The 18,490-nt window shown below is 58.9% G+C and carries 14 protein-coding genes; 8 read left to right on the top strand and 6 right to left on the bottom strand.

Annotated features, from left to right (window positions below):
- Positions 1-259 precede the first annotated feature (259 nt).
- The gene (locus NC979_RS13805; protein ID WP_190514946.1) at positions 260-508 is read left to right on the top strand and encodes a Ycf34 family protein; all 249 of its coding nucleotides are present in this window, start codon (positions 260-262) and stop codon (positions 506-508) included.
- Between the two features lie 132 nt (positions 509-640).
- Positions 641-2,497 carry a protein kinase domain-containing protein gene (locus NC979_RS13800; protein WP_190514945.1) on the top strand — a complete coding sequence of 619 codons (1,857 nt, stop codon included), beginning with the start codon at positions 641-643 and terminating at the stop codon, positions 2,495-2,497.
- Between the two features lie 67 nt (positions 2,498-2,564).
- On the opposite strand, the gene NC979_RS13795 is transcribed toward NC979_RS13800, so the two are convergent.
- Both NC979_RS13795 and NC979_RS13790 read right to left on the bottom strand, forming a co-directional pair.
- A complete protein-coding gene (locus NC979_RS13795) occupies positions 2,565-3,020 on the bottom strand; it encodes a hypothetical protein (protein ID WP_190514944.1) in 456 nt (151 codons plus the stop codon).
- Between the two features lie 110 nt (positions 3,021-3,130).
- On the bottom strand, positions 3,131-3,448 hold the full coding sequence (locus NC979_RS13790; protein WP_190514943.1) for a hypothetical protein: 318 nt from the start codon (positions 3,446-3,448) through the stop codon (positions 3,131-3,133).
- Between the two features lie 137 nt (positions 3,449-3,585).
- On the opposite strand from NC979_RS13790, the gene NC979_RS13785 reads away from it, so the two are divergent.
- Positions 3,586-7,284 (top strand): substrate-binding domain-containing protein, encoded by a 3,699-nt coding sequence (locus NC979_RS13785; RefSeq protein ID WP_190514942.1) that lies wholly within the window; start codon positions 3,586-3,588, stop codon positions 7,282-7,284.
- Between the two features lie 165 nt (positions 7,285-7,449).
- Here NC979_RS13785 and NC979_RS13780 read toward each other — a convergent pair whose 3' ends face one another.
- The gene (locus tag NC979_RS13780; protein ID WP_190514941.1) at positions 7,450-8,151 is read right to left on the bottom strand and encodes a DUF4439 domain-containing protein; all 702 of its coding nucleotides are present in this window, start codon (positions 8,149-8,151) and stop codon (positions 7,450-7,452) included.
- Positions 8,152-8,376: 225 nt separating this feature from the next.
- Between NC979_RS13780 and NC979_RS13775 the strand changes: the two genes are divergently transcribed.
- The 3 genes from NC979_RS13775 (at position 8,377) to NC979_RS13765 (ending at position 11,367) form a co-directional block, all read left to right on the top strand.
- Positions 8,377-8,934, top strand: coding sequence for a sigma-70 family RNA polymerase sigma factor (locus NC979_RS13775; RefSeq protein WP_242023851.1), 558 nt, complete (start codon positions 8,377-8,379; stop codon positions 8,932-8,934).
- A gap of 71 nt (positions 8,935-9,005) precedes the next feature.
- Entirely contained in the window at positions 9,006-9,815 is an 810-nt protein-coding gene (locus tag NC979_RS13770; RefSeq protein ID WP_190514939.1) for an anti-sigma factor, read from the top strand.
- 109 nt (positions 9,816-9,924) lie between these two features.
- Entirely contained in the window at positions 9,925-11,367 is a 1,443-nt protein-coding gene (locus NC979_RS13765) for a carotenoid oxygenase family protein (RefSeq protein WP_190514938.1), read from the top strand.
- 157 nt (positions 11,368-11,524) lie between these two features.
- Here the strand turns inward: NC979_RS13765 and NC979_RS13760 are convergent, their stop codons facing one another.
- From NC979_RS13760 to NC979_RS13750, 3 genes are all read right to left on the bottom strand, one after another.
- Entirely contained in the window at positions 11,525-12,136 is a 612-nt protein-coding gene (locus tag NC979_RS13760) for a hypothetical protein (protein ID WP_348253712.1), read from the bottom strand.
- A 318-nt stretch (positions 12,137-12,454) separates the two neighbouring features.
- Positions 12,455-13,777, bottom strand: a complete 1,323-nt coding sequence (locus NC979_RS13755; RefSeq protein ID WP_347403885.1) for a dihydroorotase — start codon at positions 13,775-13,777, stop codon at positions 12,455-12,457.
- On the bottom strand, positions 13,774-15,114 hold the full coding sequence (locus NC979_RS13750) for a histidine phosphatase family protein (RefSeq protein ID WP_431191070.1): 1,341 nt from the start codon (positions 15,112-15,114) through the stop codon (positions 13,774-13,776). Before NC979_RS13750 ends, NC979_RS13755 begins: the two co-directional genes overlap by 4 nt.
- Positions 15,115-15,489: 375 nt before the next feature.
- Here NC979_RS13750 and NC979_RS13745 point away from each other — a divergent pair, with 375 nt between their 5' ends.
- Both NC979_RS13745 and NC979_RS13740 read left to right on the top strand, forming a co-directional pair.
- On the top strand, positions 15,490-16,449 hold the full coding sequence (locus NC979_RS13745) for a TIGR03885 family FMN-dependent LLM class oxidoreductase (protein ID WP_190514936.1): 960 nt from the start codon (positions 15,490-15,492) through the stop codon (positions 16,447-16,449).
- Between the two features lie 121 nt (positions 16,450-16,570).
- Positions 16,571-18,217, top strand: a complete 1,647-nt coding sequence (locus NC979_RS13740) for an alpha-amylase family protein (protein ID WP_190514935.1) — start codon at positions 16,571-16,573, stop codon at positions 18,215-18,217.
- The last annotated feature ends 273 nt before the right edge of the window (positions 18,218-18,490 follow it).

Raw genomic sequence — 18,490 nt, 5'->3', positions numbered from 1 at the left:
TTCATTACAACAGGGTTTTTTAGTCTTGACACCCTGGCCCCGCAGAGAACAGCTGAAAACCCAAGCTGGGTTTTCAGTTTGCAACATCTGGGCTGGGCCGCCCGGGACATTCAAAAAACTTGAGCTAGACTACCAGAAAACGCATCGCCTTTACGGCAAAAGCCCTTGACTGCCTTAAGAATGACGGCCATTTAGCTGAGGGCTGGCTAGACTGGAGATGTCGGCTTTGACCTTGCTGTGTTCCTGCCGGGGGCGTGCTATGTGCATTTGTGTAAACTGCCACTACGTCGATCGCTGCACCACTTACCACGCGGTGGAAGAGCTGCACAGACAACCTCATTTGACTGATTCCCCCAACTTCGAGGCAGTGAATCCTACGGTCAACGCCAACATTCGTATGCTCGATGACGGGGTTGAACAGGAGTTTGACGTAGTCGGCTGCGACAGCTTTGTTGCAGAACAGGGTAAGTGGGCGAAGCTGCGTCCGGGCGAGTTGGTGCCGACTTAGAGGTAGATGGGTAGGCGGGTGGATGGGTAGGTGGGTGAGCCTCCCTATTCATGTCCACGGTAGGGTGGGCAATGCCCAGCGGCATAGAATCTCTAACATCGCAGATTGTTGGATAGTGAATAGAGCCATTCTTTGACCAGTCTTTGCGTCAACCCCACTTGTCCACAGCCGAAGAATGAGGATAGGGCGAGGGTTTGCACCGCCTGTGGTCAACCTCTGTGGGTAGGCGATCGCTACCGTTGCCAGCGCTATCTGGGGCAGGGTGGCTTTGGGCGTACCTACCTGGCGGTGGACGAAGGCGGCGAGCCACCCTTGCTCTGTGTCGTCAAGCAAATGTTCTTGGCAATTGGGGAAAATCGACCAGATCGCCACCAGCGCTTTCACCGTGAGGCTGATCGCTTGGCTACCCTGGGCCAGCATCCTCAAATTCCCGCCTTGCTGGATGTGATTGACAGTACCCAGGGGCAGTTTTTGGTGCAGGAATACCTTCCTGGTCCCAACCTCGACCAGCTGATTCAACAGTCCTCCAACCCGAGTGGTGAAGCCCTGGTGCAGCGGGTGCTCTACGAACTGTTGCCCGTGCTGGCTTACATTCACGACCACAGCGTGATTCATCGCGATATCAAGCCTGCAAACATTGTTGCGCCGCCGGCACCGCAACCCTTAGCACTGGTGGATTTTGGGGCGGCCAAGGCGATCGCTGATCCTGAACAGCTTAAGCGCACTGCTACGGTGATCGGCAGTGCGGGGTACGCCGCCCCCGAGCAAGCCCTGGGCAAGGCGGTCTACGCCAGCGATATTTTTAGCTTAGGGGTGACCTGTCTGCACCTGCTCACCGGGCTGCATCCCTTCGACCTTTATTCTGTTAGCGACGATGCCTGGGTGTGGCGACCGTACGTGATGGCACCCATCAGTCTCGCCCTAGGGCGCGTGTTAGATCGCATGGTCAACCGCCGCCTGCAAGAGCGCTACAGCAATGCCCAAGAGGTGCTAGCCGACCTGCGCTGGAGCGGTTTAGCTCTGGGTGCCCAAGACTCAAAATTGCCTCAGGTCTTAACTAAATCGTTGAATGCTACACCGGCTTGGGAGCAGCGGTTTGCCCTCAACCTGCCGGGGGTTGTGGCTAACGGCCTGGCGATGAGTCCAAATGGGAGGGCGATCGCCACTGCCTGTTCCGATGGTTCTGTGCGCCTGTGGGACTGCACCAACGGAGAGTTGATTCACGCCTTTCGCCGATCGCTGGGCTTACTGGGCGTGGGCCATCGTGGTGCCGTTAACGCGGTGGCGTTTACCCACGCTGGAGATGCGATTATCAGCGGTGGTGAAGACAGTCAGCTGATCCGGTGGAATTTAGACGATTACACTGGCCAGAAATTGCCGGTGTCGAGCTGGCAGATTTCCTCACTGTTGATTGCTCCACCTGGCGATACCCTCGCGGTGGGCAGCGGCGACGGGCGCATTCATCTGTGGTCTTTGGCCCAGGAGAATGCGCCAAAGATGCTGGTGCATCACCAAGACCAGGTAACGGCACTGGCGGTAGATATCGTAGGGAATCTGCTGGTGAGTGGGGGGCGCGATCGCACCATTCGCCTCTGGTCATTGCCCTCGGGGCGGCTGACTCGCACCCTCACGGCCCCCAAGGCTTCGATCACAGCCCTTGCTTGCCATCCCCAGGATGGTCGCATTGTCAGCGGCGATCGCGAAGGCCACGTGCAGGTTTGGATCGCCGAGCATCCTGACCAGGGAATGGTAATTCACAAGGCTCCTAGCCCAATTACGGCGTTGGCGATTAGCCCTAATGGGTACTGGCTGGCGATCGGGGCAGATAATGGTCACCTGACCCTAAAGAGCCTGCAAGGGCTGGGCCAAACTAGCCAGCTGCGCCATGCCTGGGGCGTACGGGCGGTCGCATTTACTCCTGACAGCCGCATGCTGGTTAGCACCAGCGCCGACGAAACCATTCGCTTTTGGTGCTTTGAGTCCGCCTAGCAGGGGCGATCGCATTCCCATGGGAAGTCGGGATCAGCCCAAATCAGTGTGGTATGTCAAGCAGAGGCTACTGTTGCGCCGAGGGAGTCTCAGAAAACTGCCGCACGGTAGCACTAAACCCCGATGCTTTGAACTGCTTGAGTTTGAGCGGCTCGGGCTGGCTGGCGGCCACGGAAATTCGCAGTTCAAAGGGGCTCTCGCCGGGGGGCACTTCTGGAATACCGCCCAATCGCCCTCGGTTTTGCATGATGGGATTGTCGTCGGCGTCAAAAATGCGGCCAAAAATGTCGGCGTCAATTACTGATTTGCCAGTGCGGTTAATTGCTTTGCCGGTAATTAAAAAACACTTCGCCTCTTGAATTGAGCCGGCGGCCACCATGCCCTCGGCGTAGTCGGGGGGGCAGGGGGCGTAGCTGAGGTCGCTGATTTCAACGGGAGTCAAGGCTTGAGCCGTTAGCCCGACCCCGCTAATTAGCCAAAGGCCCGCGATTAAAAGAGCGGTGAAGATCCCACGTAGTGCCATAGGTCGCCTGCTGGTAAGCAAAATCAAGCCCTTATCAGCTTATCGCGATTTGCCCTAGCAGGAGGGCAAGGGTGGTTCGCCCTGGCGCTGGTTAAAGAGGTAGCCCCAGCTTAGGGCAGCCGCTCCTCGACATAGGCTTTGGCGTCGCCCAGGCTACAGCCGTTCACCTCCCTGACGCGTTTAACGGCATCGATTAGCCTGCCCTGGCCCAGCAGGTCGCGCACTTGGCGATCGAGGTCGATCGCTGGTGGGCCAGCGGGCGGGTTTTGAAAGGAGGGAGAACTAGACTTGGCTGGCAGCGATTGCCCCTGCAAGCCAGCAGTCGATTTTTGATCTGCGGCTGGGCGAGGGCGCTGGAGCCGTCGAGTCAACCAGAACGACAGGCAAAAGGCAAGCAGACCCGCCACAGCAAAAACAACAACGACCATGGCCACGCCCAACGAAGTGCCTCTACTCTAGCCGCTGCATGGGCCAACCTCCCTCTCCTGCCCGGCAAAAAATCCTTCCAACCCCTGCCCTAGCGTGTATCCTTTAGCAGATCGTTTACTGACCTCTGGGTACCGCCATGAATCAGTTCCCTAAGCCGTCTCTGGCCATGCTAGCGCTGCTCAGCGCCCTGGCTGCGCTGCCGATCAATGCGCTCAGGTCTGAGCCTCGGCTGCTGGCTCAGGTGACTGAGAAACCCACACCAACTTTCACCGTGCAAGAGAGCGTCCCGCCCGGCACCACCCTCTCCATCGAGGGATCACCGTCGATGGTGGAGATTAACGAGAGCCTGGGCGAAGGCTTTGAGGCCCGCTACCCCAATACCGATGTGGTGGCTTCAACCAGTGGTGATGATCAGGCGCTCCAGGCGCTGCGGAGCGGCGACGTGGACTTGGCGGCTCTGGGGCGATCGCTCAGTGACGACGAGGAAGACCCGAGCCTGACGTCAATTCCGGTGGCGCGAGAAAAAATTGCCATTATCGTGGGGCGCGACAACCCGTTTCGAGGTGATTTGACCTTTGATGAGTTTGCCGCCATTTTTCGCGGCGAAATCACCAACTGGTCGCAGCTGGGTGGCCCCAATGTGCCGCTGCGGTTTGTCGATCGCCCCGTTGAAAGCTCTACCCGTTTGGCCCTAGCCGACTACGAAATCTTTCAAACTCAGCCCTTTGAGACCGGCGACAACGCCGTGCAAATAGACGAGGATGACACCGCTGCGGTGGTGCGTGAGCTGGGCAACGACGGCATTAGCTATGCGATCGCCTCTGAAGTGCTAAGACAAGACGCCGTGCGCCCGGTGAGCCTAGATGGCACCCTACCCGACGATCCCCGCTATCCCTATTCCCAACCCCGCAACTACATCTATCAGGGTACGCCGAGCCTGCCCGTAGAGGCATTTTTGGGCTTTGCCACCAACGACGAAGGCCAGGCGGCCGTGGCCGAGGCGCAGCAAACCGCCCGCGCCAATGTCACCGTGGGAGCCAATAAACTGCCCGGCGGCGTGGCCCTAGCCCCCGATGGCCAGTTCATGGTGCGCGGCACTGAAGACGGCCAGCTGCAATGGCTGGATGCTGACGGCAATCTTACAAAAACAGTGGTAGCCGATGCCCATCGAGGGGCTGTATCGGCTGTAGTTGTCAGCCCTGATGGCCAAACCGTTGTCTCTAGCGGAGCCGATGGTACCCTGCGCCGGTGGGATCGCATTGGCAACTCGCTCGGCGAGCCGATCGAAGGGCAGGGCGGCCCAATCTTGGCCCTGGCCGTCAGCCCTGACGGTCAAACCTTGGCTAGTGGCAGCGCCGATGGCACCGTAGAGCGCTGGTCGCTGGCCGATGGCACCCGTGTGGGTGAACCCATTGCTGCCCCCGGTGGGCCGGTGCAGGCTCTCCACTATCCGGTAGGTGGTCAAACGCTGATTACGGGCAGCCGCGACGGTAACCTGGGCGTTTGGAATGCGGATGGCACAGCTGCGGGCCAAACCGCTAACGCCCACCCCGAGGGCGTAACCACCATTACCAGCAGCCCCGATGGCCAGGTCTTAACTACCACGGGCGGCGACGGCAGCCTGCGAAACTGGGATCGCTCCACTCTTCAGCCCAGAGGAAATACCATTCAAGCCCATGGCGATAAGGTGAGCGCTGTGGGCTACAGCCCCGACGGCAGCACTCTAGCTACCGCCGGGGCCGACAGCACCCTCCAGCTGTGGTCGGCGGATGGAAGCAAGCAGCTGGCGGAACCGGTGCAGCTCGATGAGCCTGCGGCTTCCCTGGGGTATACCCCAGCGGGGCTGCTGGTGGTGGGAGGGAGCGATCGCCAGGTTGAGCTCCGCAATGACCAGGGCGAGCTGGTGTCTAACAGTAACGGGGCTGGCTCAGGAAAATCCGGCGGTCCCATCACTGGTTTGGGTGATTTCTGGCAGCGCCTGCGAAACTTGCCTCCCAGCGCTTGGTGGATGCTGGCCGTGATTCCGGCACTGTTTCTGCTGGTTGGCATTGCGGGGTCACTATTTGGCAAAGACGACGAGGATGACCTAGAGGCCGACGCCGATCGCGGCCCGGCGTTGGGTCTCGTGCCTGGTCCAGATATCGATTTTTCTAAGGTAAGTAGCCAGCCCCCGGCAGACAGGCCAGTGGTTCCCCCAACCCCCCTGCCCGAAGTAGAGGGAGTGCCCCCCGAGGCCGCACTCGTGCCCAACGGCGAATATCTAGGAGCAGTGCCGCCCGGCAAACTAGAGCAGGCCCGCATCGACCTGGCTGAGGGCCGCCGCCTGATGCGCGAGGGCCGTTACGACAACGCTCTAATCTATTTCAATCAGGCTGTAGAAGCTACCGAAGTAGAGCGCCGCAAGACCGACGCTACCGCGACACCAGCCGGAGGCATCAACGCCATCGCTGCCCAAGCCCAGGGCGAGCGGGGAACTGCCCTAGCGCTTCTCGGGCAGGCCGACGACGCGATGGATAGCTTTAACGCAGCGCTGCGGCTCGACGCCAGCGTTATCGACGCCTGGATTGGCAAAGGCCGGTTGCTCAACACCATGACCCGCTACGGAGAAGCTCTCTTCTGCTTTGACACCGCCCTAGAACTCGACCCAGCGTCGGTGCCGGCTCAGCTGGGCAAGGGGCAAGCGCTCATAGCGATGGGGCGCCAGAGTGAGGGACAAGCCTGCCTCGATCGGGCCGCTGCCTTGGATAGCGGCGATTCTACCTGGGAGCTACCTGGGGTGGATGTTGCCCCACCTGAAGACGGGGTATCTATCGACCCAGCGTCTTTAGGGATTGGCAGCACCTCTGGGTCTGGAATGGTGGTGCCTGAATATGCGCCTCCGGTAGACTATGGCTACGACCCCGACGTGCCCATGGAGCTACAGCAGATGGTGCAGGGGCTGCCCTCCGCCGATGTGGAAATGGCCGGGACTACGATCGCCAGCAGCTTTGATGTACCCCCTGACTTAGCGGCAGAGGCGGCTGATTTGCCCGATCGCGCCGAAGATGCCAGCGCGATCGCCCCTAGCTCGTCGCCTGCTGCCCCTAGCTCTGTTCCCGATGGTGATATCCCAGCGTCGGTTTCCCCCGAGGTCACGGTGTCAGAGCCGATGCCCAGCACCTTGGAGGAAGAACTGCTCAGCCAGGTGCGGTTAGGGAATGCCCCTCCCGTTGAGGCCGAACCCATGGCGCTGCCAATGGAAAGCAACAGTACTGCCGCTGCTGCAACAATGCCGCCCCTGCGACCGGCCCCCATGCCGGTGCCGCCGCCGGTGCCCGTGGAGCCGGGCGACTATGTGCCACCCCCAGCGGAGGTGGCGGGGAGCGAGGATCTGTCTGGGCTGGAGGGGCTGCCGCCCGAGGTTGTGGCGGCGTTAGCCAGCATTCCGCCCAGCTCGCCCGACAGCTTTGGAGTGGTGCCTACTAGCCCTGAGCCGGTGCCAGAGGTCGCTGGCGATGCCGCTGCCGCCAGCTGGATTCGCCTATCCATTGACCAGGATGGGGGACGGTTCTACGCGGTGTGGCAAATCGATGAGGGCGATCGCGACCGGGCCAAAGCCGATGGCGGTGAAACCATGACCCTGCGCCTCTACGATGTCACCGGTCGGGCCACCCAAGCGCCGTTGCCCCCAGCGGTAGTGGAGCAGCGCTGCCGCGACGACTTTGCCCAAGACTGGTACCTGCCGATTCCCCAGTGGGATCGCATCTATGTGGTTGAGGTGGGTTATTTAAGTGCGGCTGGTGACTGGCTGGCGATCGCGCAATCGATTGAGGTAGCGGCGATTTCTGCCGCTTGAGCAAAACTGGGTGGCGGGTTAGCAGGTTCGAACTTTTCAACCTACTAACCCGCTACCCAAAATTAAGAAAGCCCGAGGCGGAGCCCCGGGCAAAAGTCAGGAGTGACTTTAGATCCAGATAGTGACGATTTCAGGAAAGTCTGTTGGACAGCGCCATCAGGTGGCTCACACCTTGAGCACCCACTGTTCGCGGGTGTCGGCGCTGACAAAGGGGGCAGGCACGAAGGGAATCTCGACCCCTAGCGAAATGAAGGCGGCGCGAATGGTGGTAGCGTGAGCTGCTTCAGCAGCGGCAATGGATGCCCCAGCGGTAATCAGATCGGGGGTTCTGAGCCGGGCGACCTCACTGGCGTAGGCGATCGCGGCATCGGTTTCGAGGGCCAGGGCCAGCTTGGCGATGTTGACATCAGAGTCGAGGCCGCCGTCGCCCCGCTCCAGATAGGCCGACAGGTCGTAGCTATCTTCGGCCATGACGGGGGTGCCGCCCAGGTCGCTCACAACTTGAACGAGTAAATCGCGGTGAACCATGTGGTCGGCCTGGTTGGCCAGGGCGATCGCCAGCACGGCTTTGCCCACGTCGGTATCGCTGAGACCCTCGGCAGCAGCTCCATAGGCCCAAATAGCCTGATGCTCGTAATAGAGAGCCCCATTGAGAATTGCAGCGTCGTTAGCGGCTGCTCTGCCGCGGATTCCCCCTCTGTTGCGGTTCTGCGCGCTAAGGCTCTCGGCCTGGGCTGCACTCTTGGTTAAGGCAGAGAAACCGAGGGTGCCAACTAGACCCGCGATCGTGCCGCCAACCATAACCCGACGACGAGAAACCCCTGCTTTGGGGGAAGCTAGATCGTCAGACATGAAATCATGATTCATTGCAGTATCCTTTGCGCTAATGTCGTGGGCGAGCGTAATTGCGCTCAAACCCGCCACAATACGACTAGCTTTGATCTATGGATGGCAAGTGCTCCTGATTGATGTTTGAGTTCAGCACATCCACTGTGTTTTGTATCTGTTTCTCCCCCGGCCATCCATAAGGGTGGTCTGAGTCGTATTCCTGATGTGTAGTTAATGCCCCCATTGCCGCCCCCCGACCCCCAGATGTCTTCTCCAGTTAGCGATCGCGATCTGGTTACCCGTCTGTGGGCCGGTGATACCGCTGCCCTCGCTGCCCTCTACGACCGCTATTCGTCGATGGTCTATACCCTGGCCCTCAAAATGCTGTCTAACCCTGCTGAGGCCGAAGACCTCACCCAGGAGGTGTTCGTCAATTTTTGGCAGCGGCGACAGTATGACGCCGAGCGGGGCACCGTGGGCAGCTACCTGGCTACTAATACCCGCTCTCGCGCCCTCGATCGCCTGCGGATAAACAGCGGACGGGCGGTAATTTTGCAGCGGTTTCAGCGCATCAGCGAAGCCTCGGCGCGATCGCCCAACCCCGTCGACTACGCCACCCAGCACGAGCAAAATCAGCACCTGCGCGCCGCCCTTGACCAACTCCCCCCTACCGAGCGCGAAGTCCTAGAAATCGCCTATTTTCAAGGCCTCACCCAAGTCGAAATTGCCGCCCAGCTCGGCATTCCCCTAGGCACCGTCAAATCTCGCTGCCGCCAAGGCCTCCTGCGCCTGCGCGATCTCCTCCAGCACCAAAAAGACTAGACACTCCCTACCCATCCATTCCCCGCCCCCTCACCCATCTACTCCCTACCCCTCACCCTCCCCGTCTACCGATGACCTCCCCTCCCCTTCCTGACAATTGGCGCTCGCTGCTGGCGGGGTATGTGCTCGACGACCTCACCGCTGAAGAAGCTGCCCAGGTCGAGCAGTGGCTCGAGCAATATCCCGAAGTGGCGACTGAACTGGCTGCCCTGCAAGCCACCTGGGGCAGCCTTGCCCTTGGGCCAACGCCAGTAGCGCCGCCGCCAAACCTGCGCGATCGCACCCTGGCTGCCGCCCTAGCCGCGGCTGCACCCATCGCCGTGCCCACGACCGCTGAGCCTGAGCCTACAACTTCCGCAGACGTACTCGTTCCAAGCCAGTTGCCCAGCACTGCGCCAGTCGTCCGCCGCCGCTTTCCTTGGGGGCGAGTGGGGCTAGCCTGCGGCTGGGCCGCCACCGCCCTGGCCCTGGCGTTCACCCTGCAAGAAAATCAGCGCCTGCGCCTGGCCCTGCGCCAAACCGAAGCCGTGGTGGCTAGCTTTAGCCAGCCCGCCAACCGCCTCTACGCTCTGGCAGGTACCGAGGCTGAGCCCCAGGCCAACGCCCGCCTGGTGGTCAACCCTGCCGACCAAACCGCGCTAATTGTCACCACCGATCTGCCGCCCCTGGACGACGACCAGGTCTATCGTCTCTGGGCGTTGGCCGACAGCGATCCCGTGTTTTGTGGAGAATTTAACCCGGCTACGGCGGAAGACACCAATCAGTGGGCGCTGCCCGATGCTGCCTGTGGCACTGCTCCAGTGCAGATGTTGATCACGGCCGAGCGGGCGGATGATCCACCGGTGCCAGCGGGGGATTTGGTGTTGCAGAGTGAGTCGTAGGGGAGTGAAGGGGTAGATGGGTAAGGGAGTGGAGGGGTGAGGGGGCGATCGCCCCACCCTCTAGGGCGTCCTGGGTCACAATAGATTAAGCACGTTTATCTCTGCACCTATGGCTCCTTTGGCACCGTCGCGATCGCAACCCGCCACCGCATCCACCTCAGCGCTGTGGGCAGGGGCGATCGCTCAACCCGCTACCGAATTCGCCGCTACCACGCTATCCGTCTTGGAGGGGCAGTTGCCCGCTGGTCTGCGGGGCACCCTCTACCGCAATGGTCCGGCTCGCCTAGAGCGCGGCGGCACCCGAGTCGGCCACTGGTTTGACGGCGATGGGGCGGTGCTGCGGGTGAATTTCGACGGCGATTGCGCTGTGGCCAACTACCGCTACGTGCGCTCTGCCGGGTATGTGGAGGAAGAAGAGGCTGAGCAATGTCTCTATCGGGGCTATGGCAGCCTGCCGCCCGTTTCTATCTGGCAGCGGTGGCAGACCCAAATGAAGAATGCGGCCAATACTTCGGTGCTGGCCCTGCCCGATCGCCTCTTGACCCTGTGGGAAGGCGGCCTGCCCCACCGCCTTGATATAGAGACCCTAGAAACCGTTGGCCTAGACAACCTAACGGGACTCCAGCCTAGCGATACCTTCACCGCCCACCCCAAGCGCCACCCTCGCACTGGGGAGATTTTTAGCTTTGGCATTATCCCTGGAGGCAACGCCACCCTCAAGCTCTATCGCTGTAGCGCTACCGGAGCCGTTGAGAAAACCGGCACCATTCCTCTGGCGGGGATTCCACTGATTCACGACTTTGTGCTGGCCGATCGCTACTTGGTGTTTTGCGTGTCGCCTGTGCGCCTTAGCCCGCTGCCTGCGCTGTTTGCGCTGTCTAGCTTCAGCGATGCTTTTCAGTGGCAGCCCCAGCAGGGCACCCAGATCATCGTGGTGGATGCCGACAGTCTAGAGGCAATCGCCCTTAACCCCGTTGACCCCTGGTATCAGTGGCACTTTGGCCACAGCTACCTTGATTTCGACGGCTCGATTGTGTTTGACGTGGTGCGCTACCCCGACTTCACCACCAATCAGCAGCTTAAAGAGGTAGCCTCAGGCCAGGTCACCACCACCGCTGATGCCCAACTCTGGCAGTACCGCATCGACCCCAAAACCGGCAAGATTCTCGACCAGCAGTGTTTGGTCGATCGCCACTGCGAGTTTCCGGTCGCGTTTGGCCACGATGAGACGGCCACCACCTATCTAAATGTGCATCGCACGGTGCCTACTCCAGTGGGGGAGATGTTTGGGTCGATCGCCCGCCTTGATCCTAAAACCGGTCTCACCGTTGCCGATGCCGGAGAGGGCCGCTATCCTTCCGAACCGATCGTCGTCGCTAACCCGGTGAACCCCCAGCAGCCTTGGGTGCTGACTGTGGTCTACGACGGCACTCAACACCGCAGCGAACTGTGGGTTTACGAAGGGAATGAGCTTGAGAAAGGGCCAATCTGTCGGCTAGGGCTGCCGGAGGTAGTGCCCCACAGTTTTCACGGCACCTGGGCAAGTGAGTAACTCAGTTTACGATCAGCAAAGGGGGGCCTTTGTAAGCTGATCTCAACTAACTGGTTCAGCAGGCCCCTTACGGATGGTCTAGAAGAGCTATTTTGTCATCTTGATGATTTCTGTCAGCAGTTCAAGCTGAGACGGCACCACTTGCTACTAAAAGTGTTCAGCCTCGGAGCAAGTGCCGCAGCGTCACTCCTGAAGCGACTCCTGCAATGCCGCCAAACAGCGTTGCACTGAGTACAGCGGCACCTAAGCCAAACGTGACACCAAAGAACCAGCCAATAGCAGGAACCCCATGGGCGGCTCCTAGGGCAGTGATAAAGTTGCCGTACAAGAACCCACCAACGGCTCCTCCGATCGCAGCACTAGCAGTGGTCCCAAGCACGCCAAGCAGCAAGGTCAATACCACCCACTGTTTGAATCGGGGTGAAGCTTTAGCCGCGTTGAGATGACGTCTCACCCACCTGATCAGTACTGCTGATAGGTCTGAACCCCGTGTCGAGGTAGTTGCAGACTGATAAGTACTCCCCAAAATCAGGCTGTTAATAAGGCCGGCATAAAAGAGAATAGCAAGTGCAACACTCCACCCAGCCCAATGCTGTGAGGCTCCGCAACCCGCAATGCCCATGCCGCAGGCTTCTGTCACGTGAGAGGCCCCGTTTCTTAATGCAGCGATCGTGCCACCAAACATGACACCTTCTGCTCCAGAGGTCACCGATAGAAAGCTGTGAAACAAAGCATTTTGCCAAATTTGTGGGGTCTCGTATTGCATCATCATCAGGGTCCTCAAATTGTCGCCTTTGCGCCATTGATGACCGGGATTGCCTCACTTGCAAAAGCTTCTGCCTTATCGTTCCTCAAACTCCGCACTTCCGAACGCTGCCGTCAACGCTTTGACGTTTCTAAACCAGCTCTATCAGGCCCCCCGTTGGTAGGGCGGAATCACGCTTGCAGAGAGAAGTAGATGAGGGCCAGAGACAGGCGCGATCGCAAAGAAACCCAGCACAAACTCAATCAGCGCCTCGACCCTGTCAATGCCAGGCGACAGTACCCAATGCAATAGTCATTGAGCGGGCGAGTGGGCAATCAGTGGCTAAAGCGACGGCACCCAAGTACGCAGAACGCGACCGGGGATCTCTTTCCCCAGCCAGGGAGTATTAGCCGACAAAGAGCACAGAGTTGAGGGTTCAACCGTCCAGGTAGTACCGGGGTCAAACAAAATCATCTCAGTGGGCTGCTGAGCCTGAATAGTTGGCGGCGTTTGGCCCCAACACGCAGCAGGGTTTGTGCTCAACGCCTGAACTAATTGCAGGGGCGACCAGTCGCTCTGGGCCACAAAGGTATCCCAAAGAATCCCTAGCGCTAGCTCTAGGCCGATCGCACCAGGAGGCGCAGAGGGAAAGCCCACGGTCTTGTCTTCGTAGGTGTGCGGCGTATGGTCGATCGCGATCGCATCCACTACCCCCGCCTTCACTCCCTCAATCAGCGCCACTTTGTCTTCGGGGTTTCCCAACGGTGGCGACAGCCGCAAGTTGGGGTCATAGCTGTGCAAATCCTTAGCGCTCCACAGCAGGTGCATCCAGGTGGTGCTGGCGGTGACGGGCAGCCCGCGCTCTTTGGCCTGACGCACCAGTTCGACCCCGCGCCCGGTCGAAATTCGCATTAGGTGCACAGGGGTGCCAACCTCGGCCACACATTCCAGCAGCGCGGCCAAAGCGGCGGTCTCAGAGCTGGCCGGGTCGCCCACCAGGCCGTAGATCAGCGAGAAGGGGCCTTCGCGAGCCACGCCGCTGTCTCGCAGAGTGCGATCGCAGCTCCACAGCGCCACCGGCTTACCCAAGGGTCGCAGGTACTGCAACAACCGCTGCACCAGTAGTGGATTCTGAATCGCTCGACCGTCGGCAAAGCCCGCGATCGGAGCCTCGGACAACTCCACCAGCTCCACCATCTGCTGCCCCTGGGCACCCTGGGTCAGCGCACCCCAGGGATACAGGCGAGGCAGACTAGCATTTGTACGCGCGATAGTCCGAGACTGGCCTGCGGCCAACGAGTCCCGCCGGGCCAGCAGCTTCTCCACCATCGCCGTATGGTCGATCGCAGGCTCCGTATTCGGCAAAATGCCCAGGCGAGTAAAGCCGCCCGCCTGACCAGCGGCCAGCAGCGATTCCAAGGTTTCCCTCGGTTCGTGGCCCGGCTCCCCTGAGTGACTGTAGAGGTCCACCAGACCCGGCAAGAGAATTTTTCCCTGGCCGTCGATCATGTCTGCACTGGCCGGGATGACGGTGATTGACGAGGCGATCTCTGTCACCATGCCATCCTGTACGAGCACATCAGCGACCTGATCCGTCTGGGTGACCGCATCCAGCACCCGCACCTGCTGAATCAGCTGCGCCCCAGTTCCCGGCACTTCCGTCACAGTGCCCCCGCTGCGGTCTTATCGAGCACGCTGCCCGAGAGGTGAATCGTAACATTGGCCGTGGTCAGCACCGGGGCGCTGTCGATGCCGTTGGGGTAGTCGATCACGCTGACTGCACCGTTGCCCTGCTTAAACCGCCAAAAAGACTCTGGCCCCATGCCCAGCACGTGACAGAGCAGCGCCTTATTCACCGCATCGTGAGCCACAACGAGAATGGTTTGCACCTCGTCGCCGCCGCTGTGGGCCGCGACAATTTCCTTCCAGGCGGCGATCGATCGCATCCACACCTCCTCCAGGTTCTCGCCCCCCGGCATCTGCACAGTTTCGGGAGCGCTTTGCCACTGCTCCAGCAGCCCCGGATAGCTGCTCTCGATCTCAGATTCGTAGAGCCCTTCCCATTCACCGTGGCTAATCTCTCGCAGCTCGTTGACCGAGTGCAGGGTCAGCCCCGGATGGTGCTGCAAAATGATTTCCGCCGTTTCTTTGGGCCGCGCCATAAAGCTGGTGTAGGCCGCATCGATCGCCACCGGTTTGAGAAATTCTGCTGCTTTAGCACCCTGGGCGCGACCGTTGTCGTTGAGGGGCACATCGATCTGGCCCTGAAAGCGGCCCTGGCGGTTCCACTCGGTTTCGCCGTGGCGCACCAGCAGCATGCGGGGGCCTTTGTGACCGCGCCGCATCTCGGGCAGCGGTGCTCCCATATGGCTGGTCAGGTTCATGGCCTCAACCTGTACCGGGCTGCCCCAGCCCCCTTCAAAGTTCAGCACGCTAATGCTGCAATTGGCCTGGTGCAGGTTGTTGAAATATTCTGGCCCCAGCCCAATGGCGGTGCTAATCAGCGCTCGGTTGATGGCGCTGTGGGCGACCACGAGCAGGGTTTTGCCCTGGTGCTCGGCCAGCAAGCCCTGCCAAAACCGCGCTGCCTGCTGATACAGCTCGCGAATGGGGTAAAAATCGACCGTTGTGCCATCGGCCTGGGGCACTGCCATCACCAGGTTAGCTGGGTCGGTGCGCCACTGATGGAAGGTCTCGGGGTGCTGAGCCTCGGCTTCGCTAAAGGCGACACCCTCCCACAGCGGCAGGCAAATTTCTTTGAGGTCGTCGGTAAAGGTGGGGGTTAAGCCCGCAATCTGCGTCCGCAGCTCGGCGGCGATAATCTCAGCGGTTTTGCGCGCGCGTTTGAGAGGGCTGGCCCACACCCCATCAAAGGGAATGCCCACCAACGCCTGCCCCACCTGGAGCGCCTGGGCCTCGCCCTCGGGGGTCAGCTCTGACTCGTCGCAGTGGCCTTGAATGAGTTTGAGCTGGTTGTAGGTGCTCTGCCCGTGACGAACGATAATAACGCGGGTTTTCAGGGGTCTGTCCTCTCAAGTTGCTCAACCAACGTCAGATTTTACCCTGTTGGGGAGCCGCACCGCAGCTTTGCAGAGTACTTGACTTAGCTCAACTGGGTTCATGGAGACGGTAACGCACCGTCAGGCGTGGTAGACATTTCGGTGTAGATGCGATCGCCCCTATGCTCACCCCCCAAAGCTATTCGCCCAGCAGAACTGCCGAAGGTTATCAATATTCAACCATTGCAGCCAGCTAACTCCCGAAACCTCGAATTACCGCGTTTGGTAGATGTTGAATAATCGCACTCTTGCAAAACTGTTGGGCATAGATCCCAGGTTAGACCGGCCCGACAGAACCCAGCTCTGAGCGATAAATCCATGGTGAAATTTGCTTATCACGCTTCCCACGAGCAGTTTGCCCCCAGCGCGCTGCTGGGCTGGGCTCAAAAAGCAGAACAGGCTGGCTTTACCGCCGTCACCTCCTCCGACCACTTTCATCCCTGGAGCGAGCGCCAGGGAGAATGCGGTTTTGCCTGGTCTTGGCTAGGGGCGGCTATGCATGCGACCTCGCTGCCCTTTGGTGTTGTCTGCGCCCCTGGCCAACGTTACCATCCCGCCATTATTGCCCAGGCGGCAGCAACCTTGGGGGAGATGTTCAGCGATCGCTTTTGGGTTGCCCTAGGCACCGGCCAGGCGATGAACGAAGCGATTACCGGCCAGCCCTGGCCAATCAAAGCCGAGCGCAATGCGCGGCTTAAAGAATGCGTAGACGTGATCCGTGCCCTTTGGGCTGGCGAAACCGTCACCCACCACGGTCTAGTGCAGGTAGAAGAGGCCAAACTCTATTCCCGCCCCGCCAACCCGCCCCGCATTATGGGGGCGGCCATTACCCCCAAAACCGCTGAGTGGGTGGGAAGTTGGGCCGACGGCTTAATTACTATTTCTCACCCCCATGACAAACTGCGGGAGATGGTTGAGGCTTTTCGGCGCGGCGGCGGCGAGCACAAGCCGATGTACTTAAAGGTGCAGCTTTCCTACGCCCAAGACCAAGAAACGGCACTGCACGGAGCCCACGACCAGTGGCGCACCAATATTTTTGAAAGCCAGGTGCTGTCCGATTTTAGGGTTCCTAGCCAGTTTGATGCCGCTGCCACCTTTGTCAAGCCAGAAGACATGTACCAATACGTGCGCGTTTCGGCTGACCCCCAGCAGCATATTGAGTGGTTGCAAAAGGATATAGAACTGGGTTTTGAAACCATCTCCTTACACAACGTCAATCGAGAGCAGCAGCAGTTCATTGAAGTTTTTGGTGAGAAAGTTCTGCCTTTTCTCAAATAATTGAGAGGGAAATTAATGGTTTTCAGGGTGGAGCGAAATCTCAAGCCATCATATTAATGCTTTGACCAAAAGCCGAAGCGTAGCCTAAAACTAAATCTATATCGGTTTACCCAGGTTTCTCATGTTAGATCTTTGGTACAAAAACGCGGTTCTGTACTGTCTTGATGTAGAAACCTACATGGATAGTGATGGCGATGGGATAGGCGACTTTGTGGGGCTAACCCAGCGTTTAGACTACATATCTGGCCTTGGGATTACCTGCGTTTGGCTGATGCCCTTTTACCCATCACCCAACAAAGACAACGGCTACGACGTGATGGACTACTACACCGTCGACCCTCGGCTGGGTTCTCTGGGCGATTTTGTTGAGTTTGCCCGCCACGCCAAGGAGCGGGGCATTCGTATTCTGATCGATTTAGTGGTCAACCATACCTCTGACCAGCACCCCTGGTTTCAATCGGCGATTAAAGACAAAAACTCAAAATATCTAGATTATTATTTCTGGTCAAAGGAAGAACCTGAAGATATTGATGAAGGCATTGTTTTTCCCGGTTTGCAAAAGTCAACCTGGACCTATCAACCCGAGGTAGGTGCTTACTATGCTCACAGGTTCTACAGTCACCAGGCAGATTTAAACATCACCAACCCCAAAGTCAGAGAAGAAATCAAAAAGATGATGGGCTTCTGGCTAGAACTGGGAGTGTCTGGGTTTCGCATTGATGCCGCCCCTTTCTTAATTGAGCTAACCCAGGCCGATAACGTATTCGAGCAGGTCGAAGATCCCTTTATCTATATCAATGAACTGCGCGATTTTCTGTCGTGGCGGCGGGGAGATGCAATTTTGCTGGCCGAGGCCAACGAGTCTTTAGAAAAATTGCCTAAATATTTTGGCGATGGCGATCGCATGCAGATGTTGTTCAACTTTTGGGGCAACCAACATTTGGTATTGGCTCTCGCTAGAGAATCAGCCGCTCCCTTGGCCCAAGCTTTTAAGGAGTTGCCCCCGTCGCCGCCCGCCGGGCAGTGGGCTAACTTTGTGCGCAACCACGACGAGCTGAGTCTAGATAAACTCTCCTCCGATGAGCAGGACGAAATTGCGGCGGCCTTTGCCCCCGATCGCGAGACCATGTGGATCTTTGATCGTGGCATTCGCCGTCGGTTTGCGCCGCTGCTCGACGGCAACCTGCAACGGCTCAAGCTCACCTACAGTCTGCTCTTCACCCTGCCCGGCACGCCCGTGGTCAACTATGGCGAAGAGCTGGGCATGGGTGACGATCTGTCGCTAGAGGAACGCAAGCCCGCCCGCACCCCCATGCAGTGGTCAAAGGCACCAAATGGCGGGTTTTCTATAGCGCCTGCTGATCAAGTGATTTTGCCGGTGGTTTCCACGGGCGACTACAGCTACAGAAAGCTAAACGTCAATACCCAGCAGCGCAATCCTAATTCGCTGTTGAACTGGATGGAGCGGGCGATTCGCCTGCGTAAGGAATGTCCGGAGTTTGGCTGGGGTCAATTGCAACTGTTAAACACTGGCCATGACAGCGTTTTTGCCCACCGCTGCGAGTGGCGAGGCAAGGCAGTGATCGCGGTGCACAATTTCAGTCAGTCTGACTGCAAAGCGACGCTAACGCTGAAGGATGACGTGGGTAAATGCTTGATCGATCTATTTGAAGATCAGCCGGAGGCGGAGATCTCAGAGTCTGCCTACGATATTCACCTACCCGCATATGGCTATCGCTGGTTTCAGGTAGGGCATTCCTTTGATTAGAGAACGCTTTTTTGAGACCTGCTGGGGATCTGCCAATTTGTGAAGACGCACCATCCGATCGCACTAGTGCTTTGTCAAATCAAAGAATTAAGGCTCTTTTGAGCTGGGCGCAAGCAGTGGATGCTGATCGCGAAAAAGTCCCTCTCCCGATCTGGGGGAAGGATTTAGCGATTATCTTAATTGTCAACCACTTGTAGCTGGTGTGGCCGTCTGAGGGGGTTCTGTATCCTTCGGGTTTCGCCAAGATTGGCCTTGGGTGACCAGCGCATTGAG

The organism is Leptolyngbya subtilissima AS-A7 (assembly GCF_039962255.1).
Lineage (GTDB): Bacteria > Cyanobacteriota > Cyanobacteriia > Phormidesmidales > Phormidesmidaceae > Nodosilinea.
Note: the sequence above shows the minus strand (reverse complement) of the source record. Positions and strands in the feature narration are given on the sequence as shown.

Coding starts and splice junctions, on each gene's coding strand:
- NC979_RS13770 (WP_190514939.1), top strand. CDS start 9,006: ATGACCTCCCCTCCCCTTCCTGACAATTGGCGCTCGCTGCTGGCGGGG.
- NC979_RS13795 (WP_190514944.1), bottom strand. CDS start 3,020: ATGGCACTACGTGGGATCTTCACCGCTCTTTTAATCGCGGGCCTTTGG.
- NC979_RS13785 (WP_190514942.1), top strand. CDS start 3,586: ATGAATCAGTTCCCTAAGCCGTCTCTGGCCATGCTAGCGCTGCTCAGC.
- NC979_RS13740 (WP_190514935.1), top strand. CDS start 16,571: ATGTTAGATCTTTGGTACAAAAACGCGGTTCTGTACTGTCTTGATGTA.
- NC979_RS13780 (WP_190514941.1), bottom strand. CDS start 8,151: ATGAATCATGATTTCATGTCTGACGATCTAGCTTCCCCCAAAGCAGGG.
- NC979_RS13805 (WP_190514946.1), top strand. CDS start 260: ATGTGCATTTGTGTAAACTGCCACTACGTCGATCGCTGCACCACTTAC.
- NC979_RS13760 (WP_348253712.1), bottom strand. CDS start 12,136: ATGATGCAATACGAGACCCCACAAATTTGGCAAAATGCTTTGTTTCAC.
- NC979_RS13765 (WP_190514938.1), top strand. CDS start 9,925: ATGGCTCCTTTGGCACCGTCGCGATCGCAACCCGCCACCGCATCCACC.
- NC979_RS13745 (WP_190514936.1), top strand. CDS start 15,490: ATGGTGAAATTTGCTTATCACGCTTCCCACGAGCAGTTTGCCCCCAGC.
- NC979_RS13775 (WP_242023851.1), top strand. CDS start 8,377: ATGTCTTCTCCAGTTAGCGATCGCGATCTGGTTACCCGTCTGTGGGCC.
- NC979_RS13790 (WP_190514943.1), bottom strand. CDS start 3,448: ATGGTCGTTGTTGTTTTTGCTGTGGCGGGTCTGCTTGCCTTTTGCCTG.